This window comes from Pseudomonas siliginis, from assembly GCF_024072275.1.
GTDB classification, from domain to species: Bacteria; Pseudomonadota; Gammaproteobacteria; order Pseudomonadales; family Pseudomonadaceae; genus Aquipseudomonas; species Aquipseudomonas siliginis.
Map to the genome: position 1 here is coordinate 3,776,361 of NZ_CP099598.1, position 19,959 is coordinate 3,796,319.

Consider the following 19,959-nt stretch of genomic DNA (forward strand, 5'->3'; position numbering starts at 1 on the left):
CACAATCTGGAAAAGACCACATACTAGTAGGAGCTGCCGCAGGCTGCGATCTTTTGATCTTGCTTTTGAAATCAGGATCAACAGATCGCAGCCTTCGGCAGCTCCTACGGAATGTGTTTACAACTCAGCCGCCAGCCGCGAACCTTGATTGATCGCCCGCTTGGCGTCCAGCTCCGCCGCCACATCCGCGCCGCCGATCAAGTGCACGTTCTGCCCGGCTTCAACCAGACCGTCGTGCAATTCACGCAACGGATCCTGCCCCGCGCAGATCACGATGTTGTCCACTGCCAGCAGTTGCGGCTCGCCGGATTCGCCGATGCGAATGTGCAAGCCTTGGTCATCGATGCTCAGGTATCCGACGCTGTTGAGCATCTGCACCTGCTTGTTCTTCAGACCGGTGCGATGAATCCAGCCGGTGGTTTTGCCCAGACCGTCGCCGACCTTGGTTTTCTTGCGCTGCAACAGGAACACCTCACGGGCCGGCGCATGCGGTGCCGCTTTGATTCCCGCCACACCACCACGGGCCTCCAGTTGCGTGTCGATGCCCCACTCTTTCCAGAACGCCGCGCGATCCAGACTGGTGGCCACGCCTTGATGAACGAGAAATTCCGAGACATCGAAACCGATCCCGCCTGCACCGATTACCGCGACACGCTTGCCGACCGGTTTGCGCTCGAGGATCACATCCAGATAACTCAGCACCTTGGCATTTTCGATGCCCGGAATCGCCGGCACGCGCGGGGCGATACCGGTGGCGAGAATGATTTCGTCGTAGCCGCCCTCAACCAACTTGGCCACGTCGACGCGGGTGTTCAGGCACACCTCGACATTGGTGGTTTGCAGCTTGCGGTTGAAGTAGCGCAGGGTTTCGAAAAATTCCTCCTTGCCCGGCACGCGCTTGGCAATGTTGAACTGGCCACCGATCTCACTGGCCGAATCGAACAACGTCACCTGATGACCGCGCTCGGCGGCCACGGTGGCGGCAGACAAGCCTGCAGGGCCGGCACCGACCACGGCGATTTTCTTGATCTGCTGCACCGGCAGGTAATTGAGTTCGGTTTCGTGGCAGGCGCGCGGGTTGACCAGGCAACTGGTGAGCTTGCCGCCAAAGGTGTGGTCGAGGCACGCCTGGTTGCAGCCGATGCAGGTGTTGATTTCGTCGGCGCGGCCTTCGGCGGCTTTGTTGACGAAATCCGGATCGGCGAGGAATGGTCGGGCCATGGAGACCATGTCGGCATCGCCCTCGGCAAGAATCTGCTCGGCAATTTCCGGGGTATTGATGCGGTTGGTCGTGATCAGCGGGATGCTCACCGAGCCGCGCAACTTGGCCGTAACCTTGCTGAACGCTGCACGCGGCACCTTGGTGGCGATGGTCGGAATCCGCGCTTCGTGCCAGCCGATACCAGTGTTGATGATGGTCGCACCGGCCTGCTCGATGGCTTTGGCCAGCATGACGATTTCATCCCAGGTGCTGCCACCTTCGACCAGATCGAGCATCGACAGGCGGAAGATGATAATGAAATTCGGCCCGACCGCTTCGCGCACACGACGGACAATTTCTACCGGCAGGCGCATGCGGTTTTCGTAGCTGCCACCCCAGCGGTCGGTGCGGTGATTCGTGTGCGCGGCGAGGAACTGGTTAATGAAGTAACCTTCCGAGCCCATGATCTCGACGCCGTCGTATTCGGCGGTTTGCGCCAATACCGAGCAGGTGACGAAATCGCTGATCTGCTTTTCGATGCCCTCTTCGTCCAGCTCTTTGGGCTTGAACGGGTTGATCGGCGCCTGAATCGCGCTCGGTGCTACTTGTTTCGGGCTGTAGGCGTAACGCCCGGCGTGAAGAATCTGCATGCAGATCTTGCCGCCCGCCTCGTGCACCGCGCGGGTGACGATGCGGTGCTTGAGCGCCTCTTCTTCAGTTGTGAGCTTGGCCGCGCCGGAATACACCCCGCCCTCGTCATTCGGGCCGATGCCGCCAGTGACCATCAGGCCGACACCGCCACGGGCACGTTCGGCGAAGTACGCCGCCATGCGCTCGAAGCCACCCGGCTTTTCTTCAAGGCCAGTGTGCATCGAGCCCATCAGGGTACGGTTGCGCAGCGTGGTGAATCCCAGGTCCAGCGGGGCCAGCAGATGCGGGTAATGAGCGGCGGTCATCGGTAACTCCACAACGAGCGATCACGGAAAAATTGCGGGAGCTCTGCGTCCCCCGTCAGTCATGTTCGACAGACTAAGAGTCGCACCGCTGTCACTCAATGACCGTAACTGACAAGTTATTGATCCAAATGCGCAGCGCCCCTTGGCAACCCGGGCCATGAGCCCTACCCTAGTCGCCACATCCTGTACCCGGCTGTTGTTGGTTTTCATGCGCAAACTTCTGTATCTGTTTTTCTCCATGGCCCTCGTTGCCGTCCTGACCACCTATGCCATGTGGGCGGCAGACCGGCCGGCGGGACATTACCTGTCGGACCTGCGCATCAAGCTCGCCGTCAATCAGGGCACGCCCGGCGACCGTGGCAATCTGCTCGGCATCCAGCCCGAATTGTTCCCCACCGATTACCAAAGCTCCGCACGCCTGCACCGCAAACTCGCGGCGTATCTGCAGCAGGCCCGCGATCAGGGCTTGCTCAACGAAAAAACCGTGGTGGTGTTGCCCGAGCACGTCGGCACCTGGCTGATGATCAGCGGCGAGAAAGACGAGTTGTATCAGGCGCCAACGCTGGCGGAGGCAATGAACTGGCTGGCGGCGAGCAATCCACTGCTGTTTGCCCGAGCGTGGCTGCGGGCCAAGGGCGAGCAACGCCTGGATGACGCTTATCTGCGGATGAAAGCGAAGGCCATGGCCAAGGATTACCAGGCGCTGTTCGGAGGTCTGGCCAAGGAGTTCCAGGTCACCCTGGTGGCCGGTTCCATCGTGCTGCCGGAGCCAAGCATCCGCGACGGCCGGCTCAAGCCCGGCAGCGGCGCCCTGTTCAACAGCAGCGTGGTGTTTGGTCGCGACGGCGTACCGTTGGGCCAGCCGCAGCGGCAGATGCATCCGATCTTTGATCAGCAAGGTGTGATTCAAGCCGAAGACAAACACGCCATACAGGTCGTCGACACACCGGCCGGACGCCTGGGCATCCTGATCGGCAGTGACAGCTGGTACCCCGGCAACTACCGCACCCTCGATGAGCAAGGCGCGCAACTGGTGGCCGTGCCGGCGCAGGTTATCGGCCAAGGCGCCTGGGACAAGCCATGGCGTGGCTACAAGGGCTCGAGCACGCCGGGCTCGGTCAGCCTCAAGCCCGGCGACCTCAGCGAAGGTCAGGCCTGGCACCGATTGACCCTCACCGCACAACCACCGAGCAGCCGCGCGATTGCCGGGGTCAGTGTGTTCATGCGCGGGCAGTTCTGGGACAAGTCGAGTACCGGCACAAGCTTCCTCAGCAGCAACGGCCAGCAGTTCGCCGATGGCGAGGCCCGTGGTGCGCGCTTGCTGAACGTCTGGCTGTAAACCATGAAGCCGCAGCCGATGCGCCTCGGGGATCTGTCGGTGGGTTTCGTCCATAGTCTGGCCGACGCCGTGCGCAGCCACGACGTCGATCCGCTGCCTCTGCTTGAACAATATGGCCTTGATGCAGCGCGACTGGCCGAGGCCGGGGCGCGATTGTCGATCCCGCGTTACATGCGCCTGGGCCATGCGGCGATTCAACTCACCGGCGACCCGGCCCTGGGCCTGCGCATGGGCCGAATGATCCGCTTGAATCAAGCCGGTCTGGCCGGCATCACTGCGGCGCAAGCACCCACCGTGCGTGAAGCGGCCCGCTGCCTGACGCGCTTCGAGCCGCTTTACGGCTCGAACTATCGCGGGCAGTCCAGTTTTCATGAAGATGCCAACGGTGCCTGGTTGCGCTTCTACTCGATCAGCCCATACAACGCCTATAACCGCTTCGTGGTCGACTCGATCCTCGCCGGCTGGCTGCATCAGTTGTCGAGCCTTTGCGGCGAAACGTTGCGCGCCGAGAGAATCGAAATCGAATTCGAAGCGCCGTATTACCGCGACGCCTACACAATGCTCGGTGACTGCCCGATCCAGTTCAGCGCCGAGCGCAACCAACTGCGCCTGAGCCTGAGCAGCCTCGCCCTGCGCAACTCTGAACATTGCCCGAGCACCTGGCGACATCTGCTGCAATTGTGCGAGCGGGAGCTGGAACAACTGACCCGCACCCGCAGCCTGCGCGAGCGCATCACTCAGTTGCTCGGCCCGCTGCTCAACGGCGGCCGCGAGCCGGATCTTGAAGAAGTCGCGGCACGCCTGAAACTGCCGACCTGGACCTTGCGCCGCAAGCTCACTGAGGAAGGCACGCAATTTCGCGCGATCCTCAATGACACACGCCGCGACCTGGCGATGACCTACATCCGCGACACCGAACTGGCATTCGGCGAAATCGCCTACCTGCTGGGCTTCGCCTCAGCTGAAGCCTTCCAACGCGCATTCAAGCGCTGGAGCGGGCAGACGCCCGGCGAATCCCGACGAAATTACCGCTCGGGGGCCTGAAGCTCAGAGTTCCGTCGCGTCGTCAGCCGGTTCTGGTTGATCCAGTTCAAAGGCCTGGTATTCAAGCAGTTCTTCCTGATACTCATCCATCGTATGAATCCCCCAACTGCTCGCTATGAAAATGGCCTGATCAATCGACCTGTGCCCCGAGCATAAAGTGCCCGTGTGAAGGAAAAGTGAAACGCTGCCTTCATGAATAAAACGTAGCAGGTGGTTGGGGATTTATCGCGGCGATGATGCCGCAGGTGTGTTACCAGATTTTAAGCCAACCCGAAAACCACTGTGGGAGCGAGCCTGCTCGCGAAGCGGTGTGTCAGTCTAATCATCTGTCGACTGATACACCGCTTCGCGAGCAGGCTCGCTCCCACAGGGTTTCGCTTGGTTTCTTATTGGCCCGAAGCCGGCATCGCCGGAATCGGCTCGGATGGTGGCGGAATATCCGGGTTGGTCGGCGGAGTGATGGTTTCGCTGGCCGGCGCTGGCTCTTCCACGGGCGCTGGCGCAGGCGTAATCGGCGTCGACTCCGCTGGGGGCACCATCGGTTCGGAACTCACTGGCGCGGTTTCAACCGGGGCCGGTGCAGTTTCCGCAGCCGGCACGGGGACCGGTTCCGCTGCAGGTGTCGGCGCCAGAGGCGCAGGTGCAGGTGCCGCTTTTGGTTCTGGCACACCAAGATCGGTTTTCGGCTTTTCTTCGATGTGTGCAGCTTTCTTCGCATCGGCGGGCAGGAACTGCTCCACCAGCGTGAAGAAACGCTCGTAGAACTTCTGCGCAATGACCGTCTCACTGGCGACCTTGACCATCGAGTCGTCCGAGGAGCCGATCGGCATCGACACCGAGCCCAACACACCAACCCCGAGGCTGGCCGAGTTGTTGGTCTTCTTCAGCGCATAACGGTCCTGCAAGGCGTTGGCGAACACCGTCGCATGATGCCCGGCGCTGCCATCTTCGGCGCAGACCACGTTGAAGCTGATCTCGAGGTGCGTCTCGCCGGTCTGCTGGAAGCTCTTGTGCCCGCTGACCAGCTTCGGATCACTGCTGGTAATGATGTAGCCCTGACTGAGCAACGCGCGCCGGGCCGCTTCGCAACTGGCGGTGTCGGTTACCGGGTAATTGCGCGAAAAGGTGCCGGAGTCATCGAAGTTCTCATGCTCATAGATCGGCTTGTCCTTCGAACAACCGGCCACCGCAGTCAATAACAGCGCCAGCCCGACAACACGCATGGGAGTGGAAATCAACATTGAACATCCTGAGGGAAAACAGTCCGGGGCGTATTGTGCAACAGATCGTTGCCCCATGGCGCATGGAATAGTGTCAAGAATCGGTTACAACTTTACCGGTCATGGCCGTCAGGAAAAAGCCGCGTGGACAAATGATCGATCAACGCGCGCAATTTCGCCATGGCTTGTCGGCTCGACGGCCATAACACCCCAGAACCGACCGGCGTGTTCTAAAGCAAAAGAAAGGTAAAAACTCAAGATCAGGTCGGCTGCCAAGCCGCCTTCGCGAGCAGGCTCGCTCCCACAGAAAGGCAAAAGCAAAAGATCGCAGCCTTCGGCAGCTCCTACACAATGAGCGCAAGCTCGAGTGCTTCTGATCTTGCTTTTGATCCACCGGCGACGTCGGAAGGCTGAGTGGAGGGATTGATCCGGGCGTGGGAGCGCAGCGACCGTCTGGCGCAGCCAGACACAGCGGAAGGAGGTGCAGCGAAGCAAACCGGAGCCGCTGCGCCCGGATCGATCCCGCAGCGAAGGAACCCGAGCCTGCGAGGGCCGAACGTAGGAGCAAGCCTTTTTGGGTACTTTTTCGGCGTCTGGAAAAAGTGCCTCGCCGTAAGGGCGAAACCGCCAGCCGCCGCACCCGAAGAAACGGATATTCACCCAAACCACCCAGAGCATGGCCGGCCCAAAGGCCGCCACGCCCAAAAAACAAAAAAGCCCCGACCAACCAGGCCGGGGCTCCTTCAAACGTCAGTCAAAAGATCAGAACCGCTCGATCTTCGCCTCAGCTTCCAGTTGCTTGCGATACGCCGCAAAGTCCTGCTGCCCTTCACGGGAAGCCAGGAAGCGACGATATTGCGCCTTCTCTTCATCAGTAGGCGCAGCAGCTTCGTTAACACCGTTGAGGCGCACCACCATCAGGCTGCCATCCGGCAAGGTAACGCTGGAGAACGTCGGCTTGTCCTTGGCAGCCGGCTTCGGCATACGGAACAGTGCCTGCAGCACAGCCGGATCAACCCCTTCCTGACCACGGGTGGCCGCTTCGGTGATCTTCCAGTTCTGGCCATCGATGGCCTTGTCCAGCGGCGCCTTGCCGTCGCGCAGATCAGCGATCAGCTTCTCGGCACGGGTCTTGGCCTCGGCACTGGCATGCTCCTTGGTCAACTGAGTGCGGATCGCCGCGCTCACGCTTTCCAGTGGCAATTGCGCAGGCTTGAGATGCTCCTTGGCCCGCAGCACGATCACGGTTTCCGGGTCCAGCTCGATGGCGGTGCTGTTGGCACCTTCATCAATCACTTCCGGACTGAACGCGGCAGTGACCACGGCACGGTTGGCTGCAACACCTTCGCCACCTTCACGGCCGAACGGCTTGGAAGTGTGCACAGTCAGTTTCAGATCCGCTGCTGGCTGCGCCAGGTCAGAAGCTTCGAACGCCGAGTCTTCCAGTTGTTTGGTCGCCTCAACAAAACGCTGCTCGACCTGAGCGGCTTTCAGCTCGCGGGTCAGCTTGTCTTTCAGGCTGGCCAGGGTCGGCACTTCAGGCGCTTCCACGCCCAACAGCTTGATCAGGTGATAACCGAAGTCGGTACGAATCGGCTCGGACACCTGGTCTTTCGACAAGGAGTACAGCGCTTTTTCGAAAGCCGGGTCGTAAACGCCAGGACCGGCATAACCAAGGTCACCACCATTGTTGGCGGAACCCGGATCCTGCGAGAATTCCTTGGCCAACGCTTCGAACTTCTCGCCCTTGGCCAGACGCGCCTGGACTTCGTCGATCTTCGCCTTTGCCTGCGCTTCGGTAGTCTTGTCGTTCACTTCGATGAGGATGTGCGCGGCACGACGCTGTTCCGACAGGTTGGCGATCTCTTTCTGGTAAGCCGCCTCAAGATCTTCATCCTTGACCGCAACCTGATCGAAGAACGACGATTTCTTCAGCTCGACGTAATCGATGATCACCTGATCCGGCGTCATGAATTCCTTGGCGTGCTCGTCGTAGTAAGCCTTGACCTCGTCATCGGTCAGCTTGACCGCAGCCGGGTCGGCCTTGACGTTAAGAGTGGCGAAATCACGGGTCTGTTTTTCCAGACGGGCAAAAGCCAGCACTTCGGCGTCGGTGACGAAACCGCTGCCGGCAACACCAGCGCGCAACTGGCCGATAAGCATTTCCTGAGCCAGCATCTGACGGAACTGCATGCGGCTGTAGCCCAGTTGACGGATCACCTGGTCGAAGCGCTCGGAGCTGAACTTGCCGTCGACCTGGAATTCAGGCGTCTGCAGGATCACTTGATCCAGCGCGGCTTCGGAGAACGAGAACTTCGCCTGTTCGGCGCCTTGCAGCAGCAACTTGCGGTCGATCAGGCCTTTGAGCGCCGATTCGCGCAGCATTTTTTCGTCGAGCAAGGACGCATCGAAGTCCTTGCCCAGCTGTTGCATCAGCTGACGGCGTTGCATATCAACGGCCTGGCTCAGCTCGTTCTGGCTGATTTCGTCACCATTGACCTTGGCCGCCTCGTTCTTGTGAGTCGTGGCCTGGAAAATGGCATCGAAACCGGTCAGGGCCATCAGTGCAACGATGACCCCGATAATGGTCTTGGCAATCCAGCCTTGTGAATTGTCCCTGATATTTTGCAGCATGCGTCCCCCAGAAACGGTTGAACTTCAATTTAGGCAACCGTGGAGCGTGGGTAGAATCCGGATAGAAGAAAGGCGCATCCGAGGATGCGCCTTCTCGTAACTGGCGGAGCGGACAGGGCTCGAACCCTCGATCCCGGCGTTACAGATGCCTGTTCCAGCCACCTGCTCTACCGCTCCGCTGCCAAGTCAGGCTTGACCCCGACCCGGATGGGTAAAAACCTGGAAACTCAGTTAACAGCTTCTTTCAGCGCTTTACCGGCTTTGAAACCTGGCTTCTTGGCAGCCGGGATTTCCAGAGACTTGCCAGTTTGCGGGTTGCGACCGGTACGAGCCGGACGGTCAGTCACGGAGAAAGTACCGAAACCAACCAGAACAACGGAGTCGCCAGCCTTCAGAGCGCCAGTGACGGATTCGATTACAGCGTCCAGCGCACGGCCAGCAGCAGCTTTCGGGATATCAGCGGATGCAGCGATAGCATCAATCAGTTCCGACTTGTTCACTCTAAGTCCCCTTATATCTATTTTGAGATGTTTCTAAGTTTTTTGGTGAAAGCAAAAACGAGTGCTGAATGGCCTACAGACACTTAAGAGCCGCTTTATAACAAGGGCTCTAAAATGCTGTCAAGGAAAGCCCCCCAGGCTAAAACGTATTAATGCGTACTAATTCTTTCCTTGGCATCAGACTCGCGTTTTTCGTCCTTGGCAACTATCTCCGGAGCCACATCCGGCAAGGGCTCCGGCGCGTATTGCAGCGCAATTTGCAGGACCTCGTCAATCCATTTAACCGGCTTGATCTGCAGATCCTGCTTGATATTGTCAGGAATCTCCTTCAGATCGCGGACGTTTTCTTCCGGAATAATCACAATCTTGATTCCGCCGCGGTGAGCCGCCAGCAGTTTTTCTTTCAAACCGCCAATTGCCAGCACTTGCCCACGCAGAGTGATCTCACCGGTCATGGCGACATCGGCGCGCACCGGAATACCGGTCAATGCCGAAACCAACGCCGTGCACATACCGACGCCAGCACTTGGGCCGTCTTTCGGCGTAGCACCTTCCGGCATGTGAATGTGCGTGTCGCGCTTCTCGTGGAAGTCCAGCGGGATGCCCAGGCTCTTGGCGCGGCTGCGCACAACGGTCTGTGCGGCAGTGATCGATTCGACCATCACATCACCGAGCGAACCGGTCTTGATCAGTTGACCTTTACCCGGAATCACTGCGGCTTCGATAGTCAGCAATTCACCGCCAACCTGAGTCCACGCCAGGCCAGTCACCTGCCCCACCTGATCCTGCTGCTCGGCCAGGCCGTAGCGGAACTTGCGCACGCCGAGGAAATGCTCGAGCAGGTCAGCTGTCACTTTTACCGAGAAGCGTTTTTCCAGCGCATGCTCTTTGACTGCCTTGCGGCAGACCTTGGCGATCTGTCGCTCGAGGCCCCGCACGCCCGCTTCACGGGTGTAATAACGGATGATGTCGCGAATCGCTTCCTCATCGAACTCCAGCTCGCCCTTCTTCAGACCATTGGCGGCGATCTGTTTCGGCGAGAGGTATTTCACAGCGATGTTGATCTTCTCGTCTTCGGTGTAACCCGGCAGACGGATGACTTCCATCCGGTCCAGCAGCGCTGGCGGGATGTTCATCGAGTTCGAGGTGCACAGGAACATCACATCGGACAGGTCGTAATCGACTTCAAGATAGTGATCGTTGAAGTTGTGGTTTTGCTCGGGATCGAGCACTTCCAGCAACGCCGAAGCCGGGTCGCCACGCATGTCGCTGCCCATCTTGTCGATTTCATCGAGCAGGAACAGCGGGTTGCGTACGCCCACTTTTGTCATCTTTTGAATCAATCTTCCCGGCATCGAACCAATGTAGGTCCGGCGGTGACCACGAATTTCCGCTTCGTCACGCACGCCGCCCAAGGCCATACGTACGAATTTGCGATTGGTGGCATGGGCAATCGATTCCGCCAGCGAGGTTTTACCCACACCTGGAGGACCGACCAGGCACAACACCGGACCACGGATTTTCTTCACGCGCTTCTGCACGGCGAGGTATTCAAGGATGCGCTCCTTGACCTCTTCGAGGCCGTAGTGATCGGCGTCGAGAATGTCTTCTGCACGGGCCAGGTCGAGGCGTACTTTGCTCTGCGCCTTCCACGGCACCTGCACCAGCCAGTCGATGTAGGAACGCACCACAGTGGCTTCAGCTGACATCGGCGACATCTGCTTGAGCTTGTTCAGCTCAGCGGTGGCCTTGGCCAGCGCGTCTTTCGGCAGGCCGGCAGCATCGATGCGCTTTTTCAGCTCTTCGATTTCGTTGTGGCCTTCGTCGCCGTCACCGAGTTCTTTCTGAATGGCCTTCATCTGCTCATTCAGGTAGTACTCGCGCTGGCTGCGCTCCATTTGCTTTTTGACGCGACCGCGAATGCGTTTTTCAACCTGGAGCAGGTCGATTTCGGCATCCAGCAGCGCCAGCACGTGCTCGACACGCGCCGACAGATCGATGATCTCGAGGATTTCCTGCTTCTGCTCGATTTTCAGCGCCATGTGCGCGGCCATGGTGTCGACCAGACGACCGGGCTCATCGATGCTGTTGAGCGACGACAGGACTTCAGCCGGAACCTTCTTGCCCAGCTGAACGTATTGTTCGAACTGCGACAGCAGCGTGCGCACGAAGACTTCCGACTCGCGCTCGGCGGCGTCGACTTCTTCGATCAGAGAAACTTCGGCGCGGCAGTGGCCATCGACTTCGCTGAAGCGCTCGACAGTACCACGCTGCTCGCCTTCGACCAGAACCTTGACGGTGCCATCAGGCAGCTTCAGCAGTTGCAGTACCGTGGCAATCGTACCTACGCGATAGAGAGCGTCTTCACCGGGATCATCGTCAGCCGGGTTTCTCTGGGCCAGCAGCAGAATCTGCTTGTCACCCGTCATCGCTGCCTCGAGGGCTTCGATGGATTTCTCGCGCCCCACGAACAGCGGGATAACCATGTGCGGATAAACCACGACATCACGCAATGGCAGGAGAGGCAATTCGATGGTTGTCTTCATGATTTCGCCTCTACGGCGGCCGTATGGCCGTAATCAGTTGGAATTAAGCTTGAAACCAAGATGGGGGCTGCCTCGAAAAAAAACAAGCGCAAAGCGGGTGTAAAAATCGACATAAAAAAAAAGAGGCCCGAAGGCCCCTTCTTTGTTGCGGCGCGGTGGACGCTTACGCGTCCGGCGCTGCCTTGGCCGTCGGCTCACTGTTTTCGTAGATATACAGTGGCTTGGACTTGCCTTCGATCACGCTTTCATCGATCACGACTTTGCTCACCTCGGACTGCGAGGGGATCTCATACATCGTGTCGAGCAGCACACCTTCGAGAATCGAACGCAGGCCACGGGCACCGGTTTTACGCTCCAGGGCACGCTTGGCGACCGATTTCAGCGCGTCGGAACGGAATTCCAGATCCACGCCTTCCATCTCGAACAGCTTGGCATACTGTTTGGTCAGAGCATTTTTCGGCTCGGTGAGGATTTGCATCAGCGCAGCCTCGTCGAGCTCGTCCAGTGTCGCCAGGACCGGCAGACGACCGACGAATTCCGGGATCAGACCGAACTTGACCAGATCGTCAGGCTCGACTTCACGCAGGGATTCACCGACTTTCTTGCCTTCTTCCTTGCTGCGCACTTCGGCGTTGAAGCCGATGCCGCCTTTGGTGGAACGGTTCTGAATGACCTTTTCCAGGCCGGAGAACGCACCACCGCAGATGAACAGGATGTTACGGGTGTCGACCTGCAGGAACTCCTGCTGCGGATGCTTGCGGCCACCTTGCGGCGGTACCGAAGCGACCGTGCCTTCGATCAACTTGAGCAAGGCCTGCTGCACGCCTTCACCGGAAACATCACGGGTGATCGACGGGTTGTCGGACTTGCGGGAAATCTTGTCGATTTCGTCGATGTAGACAATGCCCATCTGGGCTTTCTCTACGTCGTAATCGCACTTCTGCAGCAGCTTCTGAATGATGTTCTCGACATCTTCACCCACGTAACCGGCCTCGGTGAGGGTAGTTGCGTCAGCGATGGTGAACGGAACGTTCAGCAAGCGGGCCAGTGTTTCAGCCAGCAGGGTTTTACCGGAGCCTGTCGGGCCGATCAGCAGGATGTTGCTCTTGCCGAGTTCGACGTCGTCAGCCTTTTTGTCACGCTGGTTCAGGCGCTTGTAGTGGTTGTACACCGCTACGGCCAAAACCTTTTTCGCACGCTCCTGACCAATGACGTACTGGTCAAGGATGCCGCTGATTTCTTTAGGCGAAGGCAATTTATGCGCGCTGCTTTCGGCCTGTGCTTCCTGCACCTCCTCGCGGATGATGTCATTGCACAGGTCGACGCACTCGTCGCAGATAAAGACCGAGGGGCCGGCAATCAATTTGCGCACTTCATGCTGGCTTTTGCCACAGAAGGAGCAATAGAGCAGCTTGCCGTTGTCCTCGCCGTTGCGGGTGTCAGTCATTCGTTCGATCCAAATCCGATAGGCTTGCAACACAAGATGAAGGCTATTGCGGGCTTTTTCAAGCCCGCCGCTGATCGGACATGCCGATCAGGCCTGTTTTGCGCTGCTTATATTAAGCTGGACGCTGGTTGATCACTTCGTCGATCAGGCCGTATTCCTTCGCAGCTTCGGCACTCATGAAGTTGTCGCGATTGGTATCGCGCTCGATTTCTTCCAGAGTACGGCCGCTGTGCTTGGCCATCAGCATGTTCAGACGCTCGCGGATGAAGAGGATTTCCTTGGCGTGGATTTCGATGTCCGACGCCTGGCCCTGGAAACCGCCCAGTGGCTGGTGAATCATCACGCGAGAGTTCGGCAGGCAGAAACGCTTGCCCGGTGCACCTGCGGTAAGCAGGAATGCGCCCATGCTGCACGCCTGACCGATGCAGGTGGTCGACACGTTCGGCTTGATGAACTGCATGGTGTCGTAGATCGACATGCCGGCAGTCACCGAACCGCCCGGCGAGTTGATGTACAGATGGATGTCCTTGTCCGGGTTTTCCGCTTCAAGGAACAGCAGTTGCGCACAGATCAGGTTGGCCATGTAGTCCTCTACCGGGCCCACCAGAAAGATCACTCGCTCCTTGAGCAGGCGCGAGTAGATGTCGTAGGCGCGTTCGCCACGAGCGGACTGCTCGACAACCATCGGGACCAGGCCGCCGGCGGCCTGGATATCAGAGTTCTGCTGAATATAAGAATTACGGAACATGCTCTGCAGTCGCTCCCAAATAGTTATGTCTTGAATACGCATAAGCCAGCTCGAGAGCTGGCTTATGGTGTGCACTTCTAACGCAAAATCAATCAGTCGGCTGCTGGAGCTTCTACCGGCTTGACTGCTTCTTCGTAGGAGACCGATTTGTCGGTCACACTAGCTTTCTGCAGAACAGTATCCACAACTTGTTCTTCCAGCACAACCGAACGCACTTCGTTCAGTTGCTGCTCGTTTTTGTAGTACCACGATACGACCTGCTCTGGCTCCTGGTAAGCGGAAGCCATTTCCTGAATCATTTCGCGAACGCGAGCTTCATCAGGCTTCAGATCGAACTGCTTGACTACTTCAGCAACGATCAGGCCCAGCACGACGCGGCGCTTGGCTTGCTCTTCGAACAGCTCGGCCGGCAGTTGGTCTGGCTTGATGTTGCCGCCGAACTGCTGAACAGCCTGCACGCGCAGACGGTCAACTTCGTTGGACAGCAGAGCCTTTGGCACTTCGATCGGGTTGGTGGCCAGCAGACCGTCCATTACCTGATTCTTGACCTTGGATTTGATTGCCTGACGCAGTTCACGCTCCATGTTCTTGCGAACTTCGGTGCGGAAGCCGTCGATGCCGCTTTCCTTGATGCCGAATTGAGCGAAGAACTCTTCGTTCAGCTCAGGCAGCTTAGGCTCGGATACAGTGTTGACGGTCACGGTGAACTCGGCGGTTTTGCCAGCCAGGTCCAGGTTCTGATAGTCCTCAGGGAAGGTCAGGTTCAGAACGCGTTCTTCGCCGGCTTTAGCGCCAACCAGGCCTTCTTCGAAGCCCGGGATCATACGGCCGGAGCCCAGTACCAGCTGAGTGCCCTTGGCGGAGCCGCCAGCGAACACTTCGCCGTCAACCTTGCCAACGAAATCGATGTTCAACTGGTCTTCGTTCTGGGCAGCACGGTCGGCCACTTCAAAACGGGTGTTCTGCTTGCGCAGGATGTCGAGCATTTTGTCCAGATCAGCGTCAGCCACTTCAGCGCTCAGACGCTCAACGGTGATGCCTTCGAAGCCAGCAACGGTGAACTCAGGGAAGACTTCGAATACAGCAACGTATTCCAGATCCTTGCCCGCCTCGAGCGACTTTGGCTCGATCGAAGGCGAACCGGCAGGGTTGAGCTTCTGCTCGACCACAGCTTCGTAGAAGGAAGACTGAATGACGTCGCCTACCGCTTCCTGACGCGCATCAGCACCGAAACGGCGCTTGATTTCGCTCATTGGCACTTTGCCTGGACGGAAGCCAGCAATTTTGGCCTTTTGGGCAGTCTGCTGCAGACGCTTGTTGACCTGAGTCTCGATGCGCTCTGCCGGCACGGTGACGCTCATGCGGCGCTCGAGAGCAGTAGTATTTTCAACAGAAACTTGCATGGATATTCCTCGTTGCACAGACGTTAGCCGGCCGTTTCCGACCCCAGAATCAAGGGCATGCATTCTAGTGGGTCAAACTCAAGAAGTCACCCTACTGGAAACGGGTAAAAAAACAGCAGGCAATTTATAGGGAGCGCCGCACGAATGCCGCGCACTCCACTGGCGAATACAAGCGATCACGTCAGGGCTCTGCAACAACGCTTCAATATATAGAAGCAACTACCAGATAGGCCCCGACAGGCGTTCCGGCAAAACCGGAACGACGAGCAGCTCAGCGTCATCGGATCCTTTAAAAGCGATGAAGTGCCCTGCCCTGCGCTTCGAAATCGGCCATGGCCGGATTTCGAAACCGCTAAAACAAAAAAGGCGCCAGACTGTTAAATCTGGCGCCTTTCGAAATATGGGGTGGACGATGGGGATCGAACCCACGACAACGGGAGTCACAATCCCGTGCTCTACCAACTGAGCTACGCCCACCATATTGCGTAACAAAAAAGCCAAACAACTTCTTTGTCGAAACTTCATCAGGCCCTAGGCACAGATGAAGCTTTATTTGGTGCGGATGAAGAGACTCGAACTCTTACGCCTCGCGGCGCTGGAACCTAAATCCAGTGTGTCTACCAATTCCACCACATCCGCGGATGAAGCTTTTAAAGCAAAGGCGCCAGACCGTTAAATCTGGCGCCTTTCGAAATATGGGGTGGACGATGGGGATCGAACCCACGACAACGGGAGTCACAATCCCGTGCTCTACCAACTGAGCTACGCCCACCATATCGCGTTACTTGTGCCAAAGCTGCCTAATGGCGCACCCGGCAGGACTCGAACCTGCGACCATCCGCTTAGAAGGCGGATGCTCTATCCAGCTGAGCTACGGGCGCCTTGTTAATCTGTACTCTTAAAGGACTACAAACTAAGTGCTTTCCAGTGTCGCAGAACCTTGATTCCGCCTCACCTTCTTAACCAGTGCTAGGCTGTGCCCGACAAGTGCGACGAATAGTATAGAGGGCTCCAAAGGTCGTCAAATCCTTTTTGAAAAAAATTCATTTAATTAAAGGAGTTAGAGGAATTTGCTGACCAAGCGCCTTTGCCCTCACCGCTCGACATGCGAGAATGCGTTCTCATTTTTTCCCCTCTCGATGGTTAATCACGCGCAATGACTGCACAACTAATCGACGGCAAATCGATCGCCGCCAGCCTGCGCCAGCAGATCGCCCAACGAGTTGCCGAGCGTCGCCAGCAAGGCCTGCGCACGCCCGGCCTCGCGGTGATCCTGGTCGGCAGCGATCCTGCCTCTCAGGTTTATGTCTCGCACAAGCGTAAAGACTGTGAAGAGGTTGGCTTCCTCTCTCAAGCCTACGACCTGCCCTCCGACACCACTCAGGACGCCCTGACCGATCTGATCGATCGCCTCAACGACGATCCGGCTATCGACGGCGTTCTCCTGCAGTTGCCTCTGCCCGAACACCTCGACGCGTCCAAGCTGCTGGAACGCATCCGCCCGGACAAAGACGTCGACGGTTTCCATCCGTACAACGTCGGCCGCCTGGCCCAGCGTATTCCGCTGCTGCGCCCATGCACCCCGAAAGGCATCATGACCTTGCTGGAAAGCACTGGCGCTGATCTTTACGGGATGGACGCGGTAGTCGTGGGCGCCTCCAATATCGTCGGTCGCCCGATGGCCATGGAATTGCTGCTGGCCGGCTGCACCGTCACTGTGACTCACCGCTTCACCAAGGATCTGGCGGGCCACGTCGGCCGCGCTGATCTGGTGGTCGTTGCCGCCGGCAAGCCGGGCCTGGTCAAGGGCGAGTGGATCAAGGAAGGCGCGATCGTGATCGACGTCGGCATCAACCGTCAGGACGACGGCAAACTGGTCGGTGATGTCGTTTACGAAACCGCCCTGCCCCGCGCCGGCTGGATCACCCCGGTACCGGGCGGCGTTGGCCCGATGACCCGCGCCTGCCTGCTGGAAAACACGCTCTACGCCGCAGAAACCCTGCACGTCTGATCGAATTTTTCCGCTGCACCAGAACCCCGCCTCGTGCGGGGTTTTTAGTGCCTGAGAAAAAACTTCAACCGTTCGCCGGAAACCGCTCTTTTTACAGGCCTTTTCACGAGATTTTCAGGTCTTACAAACAACCATCGACAGTTCTTCAGCCATACTCCTAAAATGCGCCGGTTTTGAGAAATAACCCGTTACAAACTAACGGTATATCCAACCTTTTAGAGTTCGCCCGCGTGAAAATTCGTCTCTCGATTCTGAGCCTGTTGTTTGCTGTTACAGGCACATTCATCACGCCAACGATCAACGCTGCGGAAACCACCGCTGCTCCACGTGACGCTTCGACATTGAAGATCGCTTCCGGCAGCGCCCTGCTCATGGATATGCAGACCAACAAAGTCATTTATTCCAGCAATCCTGACGTGATCGTACCGATCGCTTCCGTCAGCAAGCTGATGACTGGCCTTGTCGTGGTGGAAGCTCGACAGAACATGGACGAATGGATCGATGTCGACATCAGGAACACTCCGGAAATGAAGGGTGTGTTCTCCCGAGTCAAACTCAAGAGTGAGCTGCCGCGCCGCGAGATGCTGCTGATCGCCTTGATGTCTTCGGAAAACCGCGCCGCCGCCAGCCTCGCGCACCACTATCCGGGTGGCTACGCTGCTTTTATTGCGGCAATGAACGCCAAGGCCAAGGCGCTGGGCATGACCAGCACGCACTTTGTCGAGCCGACCGGCCTGTCAGAGCGCAACGTTTCCACCGCCCGCGACCTGAGCAAATTGCTGGTGGCCGCGCACAAGCAACCGCTTCTGGTGCAACTGACCACCACCAAGGAAAAGACCGTGGCGTTCCGCAAGCCCAACTACACCTTGGGCTTCCGCAATACCGACCACTTGGTCAATAAGGCCGATTGGGACATCAAGATTACCAAGACCGGTTTTACCAACCCGGCCGGCCATTGCCTGGTGCTGGTGACGAAGATGGGCAACCGTCCGGTCGCCCTCGTGATTCTCGATGCGTTCGGCAAATACACGCATTTTGCCGACGCCAGCCGTATCCGCAGCTGGGTGGAAACCGGGCGCAGCGCCAACGTGCCTGCCGTGGCACAGCAATACAAAGCCGACAAGAACCTCAAGAGCCGTCAGAGCGGCGTGGTCGAAGCGGCAAAGTAGATCCGGCAATCATGAAAAAGCCCCGAATGTTCGGGGCTTTTTTTCGTCTGCGCGTCAGTCGTTGGGCAGTGGCATCTTGTCGTCATCAGGAATGCCATCGCCCGAGCTCGGCTCTGGCGAAACGTCCGGCGTCAGCACATTTGGCCGCGCCATCGGGTCGCGCATCGGGCTGTCCGGGTCCAGCACCGGATCAACCTCCGGCTCCGGCGTGGTCGGTACGCTGTCAGGTTTGTGGTCATCGAAGCTTGAATCGGTACTCATACGCACCTCACATCAAGGTTTCAGATCGGCTAACGGATCATAGGGCTTGGCCGGTTTCTTCGGATCTTCACCGGGCTCGACATCCTGCGGGGCCTTAGCCGGACCGACCGGATCAACTTGCGGATCCTCGAGGTCCGGCGAATCCGGATCGAAGCCCAGATCATCGCCCGAGGAATGTTCGGACGAGTGTGGGCCTTTCGGGGTTTGGGAATCTGCCATGTTGCCTCCTTGATTCACCCGCGAAGCACGGGCATTAATCTTCAGAGGCCGGCCCGGCGCAGTCGTGCCCGGCAGATGACGAACGGAGGTTTATTGCGCCGCCAGAGCCTTTCGCGCCTGCGCCGCAGCGTTTTCTTCACCGGCCTGCGCCAGTTCATCGGCGGCTTTCAGCCAACGGGAGCGGTCGACGGCTGCCGGGATCTGCGACGGTTTCTGAATCAGGATCGCCCAGCCACCGGCCTTTTCGAGCGCTGCTTGAAAGCTGCCGAAATCCATCAACTGCCGACGATTCATGCCGGCGCGCAGCAGGACCTTCTGTTTGTTGCGGTCGTAGCCGGACAGGATCGCGTAACGCGGCTCGGCCCAGAATGCCGAACCTTCACTGAAACGCACCATGACCGGGTAGCCCGCCGCGACCTGGGTCAGCAAGGCTGGCAGCTGGCTGTCGAGCGGATAAACCACCAGGCCATATTCGCGGGCGAGGTTCTGCATGTTCTGCTGCAGCTTGTCCTCAGCGCCCGGCAAGTGCAGCGGTTTTTCCAGAAGGCCCGGGGTGATGACGATGCCTTGTTGCGACAGCAGACTGGCCAGCACCTGCGGCCCGCTCTGATTGGCTTCGCCACGATAAAAGGTGCCGCTGAGTTCAACTCGCTCCGGCAAGCGTTTGACTTCTGGCGCTACGTTGCCCGCACATCCGCTCAGCACCACCGCGCAAGCGCCGGCAAGCAACGCTCCGCGCACTCGAGAAAATACCTGCACCATCAATCACTCTCTTCCAGACGCCGGTCATCGTGTTCCGGCAACGCCAGCGATCATAGAGCCGCACCCGCCAGAGGTATAGCCTTAAACGGCAGAGCGGGCGATTGCATAGAGCAAACTGATTGGTCACTAACGACCTTTGGTCAATAGCTTGAAACACCCCATTGACTAGACTGTCACTGAAATAGAGCGAATTGCGAAAAGCGAGCGCCCGACGCAGGGCGAAGAGGAGGCACCAATGAGCCTGACCATGACCATCGTAATGTTAATAGCCGGCTGGCTGGCCGTGGCGACTGCCATGTTGTGGGGTGTGCTGCGGATTTCGCGGCGGCATCATCCGGTGCAGACGATGCCGGTTGAGGAAACAGAGAAGCATCCAGTGCGGCACGCTGCTGCGCATTGAAGATCAAGAGCCCCTCACCCTGGCCCTCTCCCGGAGGGAGAGGGAACTGACCGGCCCCCTCTCCCTCGGGAGAGAGCTGGGCGGGCGGCGTTCCGATGA

General features: G+C 58.4%; 16 protein-coding genes and 4 tRNA genes. 5 read left to right on the plus strand and 15 right to left on the minus strand.

The window, feature by feature from the left end; translation table 11 throughout:
- Nucleotides 1–117: 117 nt before the first annotated feature.
- A complete protein-coding gene (locus NF676_RS17260; protein ID WP_252886450.1) occupies nucleotides 118–2,157 on the minus strand; it encodes an NADPH-dependent 2,4-dienoyl-CoA reductase in 2,040 nt (679 codons plus the stop codon).
- Between the two features lie 208 nt (nucleotides 2,158–2,365).
- Between NF676_RS17260 and NF676_RS17265 the strand changes: the two genes are divergently transcribed.
- Together NF676_RS17265 and NF676_RS17270 are read left to right on the plus strand one after the other, a co-directional pair.
- The gene (locus NF676_RS17265) at nucleotides 2,366–3,496 is read left to right on the plus strand and encodes a nitrilase-related carbon-nitrogen hydrolase (RefSeq protein ID WP_252886451.1); all 1,131 of its coding nucleotides are present in this window, start codon (nucleotides 2,366–2,368) and stop codon (nucleotides 3,494–3,496) included.
- A 3-nt stretch (nucleotides 3,497–3,499) separates the two neighbouring features.
- On the plus strand, nucleotides 3,500–4,540 hold the full coding sequence (locus tag NF676_RS17270) for an AraC family transcriptional regulator (protein WP_252886452.1): 1,041 nt from the start codon (nucleotides 3,500–3,502) through the stop codon (nucleotides 4,538–4,540).
- A 386-nt stretch (nucleotides 4,541–4,926) separates the two neighbouring features.
- Here NF676_RS17270 and NF676_RS17275 read toward each other — a convergent pair whose 3' ends face one another.
- The 11 genes from NF676_RS17275 to NF676_RS17330 form a co-directional block, all read right to left on the minus strand.
- Entirely contained in the window at nucleotides 4,927–5,781 is an 855-nt protein-coding gene (locus NF676_RS17275) for a DUF2242 domain-containing protein (RefSeq protein WP_252886453.1), read from the minus strand.
- Between the two features lie 741 nt (nucleotides 5,782–6,522).
- The gene (locus NF676_RS17285; protein ID WP_236168547.1) at nucleotides 6,523–8,394 is read right to left on the minus strand and encodes a SurA N-terminal domain-containing protein; all 1,872 of its coding nucleotides are present in this window, start codon (nucleotides 8,392–8,394) and stop codon (nucleotides 6,523–6,525) included.
- Between the two features lie 227 nt (nucleotides 8,395–8,621).
- Nucleotides 8,622–8,894: an HU family DNA-binding protein gene (locus NF676_RS17290; RefSeq protein WP_016775333.1), complete on the minus strand. Its 273-nt coding sequence runs from the start codon at nucleotides 8,892–8,894 to the stop codon at nucleotides 8,622–8,624.
- A gap of 149 nt (nucleotides 8,895–9,043) precedes the next feature.
- Nucleotides 9,044–11,440: an endopeptidase La gene (lon, locus tag NF676_RS17295; RefSeq protein ID WP_016775334.1), complete on the minus strand. Its 2,397-nt coding sequence runs from the start codon at nucleotides 11,438–11,440 to the stop codon at nucleotides 9,044–9,046.
- A 163-nt stretch (nucleotides 11,441–11,603) separates the two neighbouring features.
- On the minus strand, nucleotides 11,604–12,887 hold the full coding sequence (clpX, locus tag NF676_RS17300) for an ATP-dependent Clp protease ATP-binding subunit ClpX (protein ID WP_016775335.1): 1,284 nt from the start codon (nucleotides 12,885–12,887) through the stop codon (nucleotides 11,604–11,606).
- A gap of 112 nt (nucleotides 12,888–12,999) precedes the next feature.
- Complete coding sequence (gene clpP / locus NF676_RS17305; RefSeq protein ID WP_016775336.1) at nucleotides 13,000–13,635, minus strand: ATP-dependent Clp endopeptidase proteolytic subunit ClpP; 636 nt, start codon at nucleotides 13,633–13,635, stop codon at nucleotides 13,000–13,002.
- Nucleotides 13,636–13,727: 92 nt separating this feature from the next.
- Entirely contained in the window at nucleotides 13,728–15,038 is a 1,311-nt protein-coding gene (gene tig, locus NF676_RS17310; RefSeq protein WP_016775337.1) for a trigger factor, read from the minus strand.
- Nucleotides 15,039–15,439: 401 nt separating this feature from the next.
- Nucleotides 15,440–15,515 (minus strand) — tRNA-His (locus NF676_RS17315).
- Nucleotides 15,516–15,592: 77 nt separating this feature from the next.
- A tRNA-Leu gene (locus NF676_RS17320) sits at nucleotides 15,593–15,677 on the minus strand.
- A 57-nt stretch (nucleotides 15,678–15,734) separates the two neighbouring features.
- A tRNA-His gene (locus tag NF676_RS17325) sits at nucleotides 15,735–15,810 on the minus strand.
- 32 nt (nucleotides 15,811–15,842) lie between these two features.
- Nucleotides 15,843–15,919: transfer RNA gene (locus NF676_RS17330), tRNA-Arg, on the minus strand.
- Between the two features lie 275 nt (nucleotides 15,920–16,194).
- Between NF676_RS17330 and folD the strand changes: the two genes are divergently transcribed.
- Together folD and pbpG are read left to right on the plus strand one after the other, a co-directional pair.
- Nucleotides 16,195–17,049, plus strand: a complete 855-nt coding sequence (folD, locus tag NF676_RS17335) for a bifunctional methylenetetrahydrofolate dehydrogenase/methenyltetrahydrofolate cyclohydrolase FolD (protein ID WP_016775338.1) — start codon at nucleotides 16,195–16,197, stop codon at nucleotides 17,047–17,049.
- A gap of 230 nt (nucleotides 17,050–17,279) precedes the next feature.
- Nucleotides 17,280–18,218, plus strand: coding sequence for a D-alanyl-D-alanine endopeptidase (pbpG, locus tag NF676_RS17340; protein ID WP_095182110.1), 939 nt, complete (start codon nucleotides 17,280–17,282; stop codon nucleotides 18,216–18,218).
- Nucleotides 18,219–18,272: 54 nt separating this feature from the next.
- Here the strand turns inward: pbpG and NF676_RS17345 are convergent, their stop codons facing one another.
- The 3 genes from NF676_RS17345 to NF676_RS17355 form a co-directional block, all read right to left on the minus strand.
- The gene (locus NF676_RS17345; protein WP_041477156.1) at nucleotides 18,273–18,479 is read right to left on the minus strand and encodes a hypothetical protein; all 207 of its coding nucleotides are present in this window, start codon (nucleotides 18,477–18,479) and stop codon (nucleotides 18,273–18,275) included.
- 12 nt (nucleotides 18,480–18,491) lie between these two features.
- Nucleotides 18,492–18,698 carry a DUF6021 family protein gene (locus NF676_RS17350; RefSeq protein WP_056788754.1) on the minus strand — a complete coding sequence of 69 codons (207 nt, stop codon included), beginning with the start codon at nucleotides 18,696–18,698 and terminating at the stop codon, nucleotides 18,492–18,494.
- Between the two features lie 90 nt (nucleotides 18,699–18,788).
- On the minus strand, nucleotides 18,789–19,460 hold the full coding sequence (locus NF676_RS17355; RefSeq protein ID WP_252882310.1) for a cysteine peptidase family C39 domain-containing protein: 672 nt from the start codon (nucleotides 19,458–19,460) through the stop codon (nucleotides 18,789–18,791).
- Between the two features lie 235 nt (nucleotides 19,461–19,695).
- On the opposite strand from NF676_RS17355, the gene NF676_RS17360 reads away from it, so the two are divergent.
- The gene (locus NF676_RS17360) at nucleotides 19,696–19,860 is read left to right on the plus strand and encodes a hypothetical protein (protein WP_252867897.1); all 165 of its coding nucleotides are present in this window, start codon (nucleotides 19,696–19,698) and stop codon (nucleotides 19,858–19,860) included.
- Nucleotides 19,861–19,959: the final 99 nt, after the last annotated feature.

Bases quoted from the DNA above. Each gene is read 5' to 3' on its own strand.
- NF676_RS17360 (WP_252867897.1), top strand. From the start codon at position 19,696: ATGAGCCTGACCATGACCATCGTAATGTTAATAGCCGGCTGGCTGGCC.
- lon (WP_016775334.1), bottom strand. From the start codon at position 11,440: ATGAAGACAACCATCGAATTGCCTCTCCTGCCATTGCGTGATGTCGTG.
- NF676_RS17355 (WP_252882310.1), bottom strand. From the start codon at position 19,460: ATGGTGCAGGTATTTTCTCGAGTGCGCGGAGCGTTGCTTGCCGGCGCT.
- NF676_RS17350 (WP_056788754.1), bottom strand. From the start codon at position 18,698: ATGGCAGATTCCCAAACCCCGAAAGGCCCACACTCGTCCGAACATTCC.
- clpP (WP_016775336.1), bottom strand. From the start codon at position 13,635: ATGTTCCGTAATTCTTATATTCAGCAGAACTCTGATATCCAGGCCGCC.
- tig (WP_016775337.1), bottom strand. From the start codon at position 15,038: ATGCAAGTTTCTGTTGAAAATACTACTGCTCTCGAGCGCCGCATGAGC.
- NF676_RS17260 (WP_252886450.1), bottom strand. From the start codon at position 2,157: ATGACCGCCGCTCATTACCCGCATCTGCTGGCCCCGCTGGACCTGGGA.
- NF676_RS17275 (WP_252886453.1), bottom strand. From the start codon at position 5,781: ATGTTGATTTCCACTCCCATGCGTGTTGTCGGGCTGGCGCTGTTATTG.
- NF676_RS17265 (WP_252886451.1), top strand. From the start codon at position 2,366: ATGCGCAAACTTCTGTATCTGTTTTTCTCCATGGCCCTCGTTGCCGTC.
- folD (WP_016775338.1), top strand. From the start codon at position 16,195: ATGACTGCACAACTAATCGACGGCAAATCGATCGCCGCCAGCCTGCGC.
- NF676_RS17345 (WP_041477156.1), bottom strand. From the start codon at position 18,479: ATGAGTACCGATTCAAGCTTCGATGACCACAAACCTGACAGCGTACCG.
- clpX (WP_016775335.1), bottom strand. From the start codon at position 12,887: ATGACTGACACCCGCAACGGCGAGGACAACGGCAAGCTGCTCTATTGC.
- NF676_RS17285 (WP_236168547.1), bottom strand. From the start codon at position 8,394: ATGCTGCAAAATATCAGGGACAATTCACAAGGCTGGATTGCCAAGACC.
- NF676_RS17270 (WP_252886452.1), top strand. From the start codon at position 3,500: ATGAAGCCGCAGCCGATGCGCCTCGGGGATCTGTCGGTGGGTTTCGTC.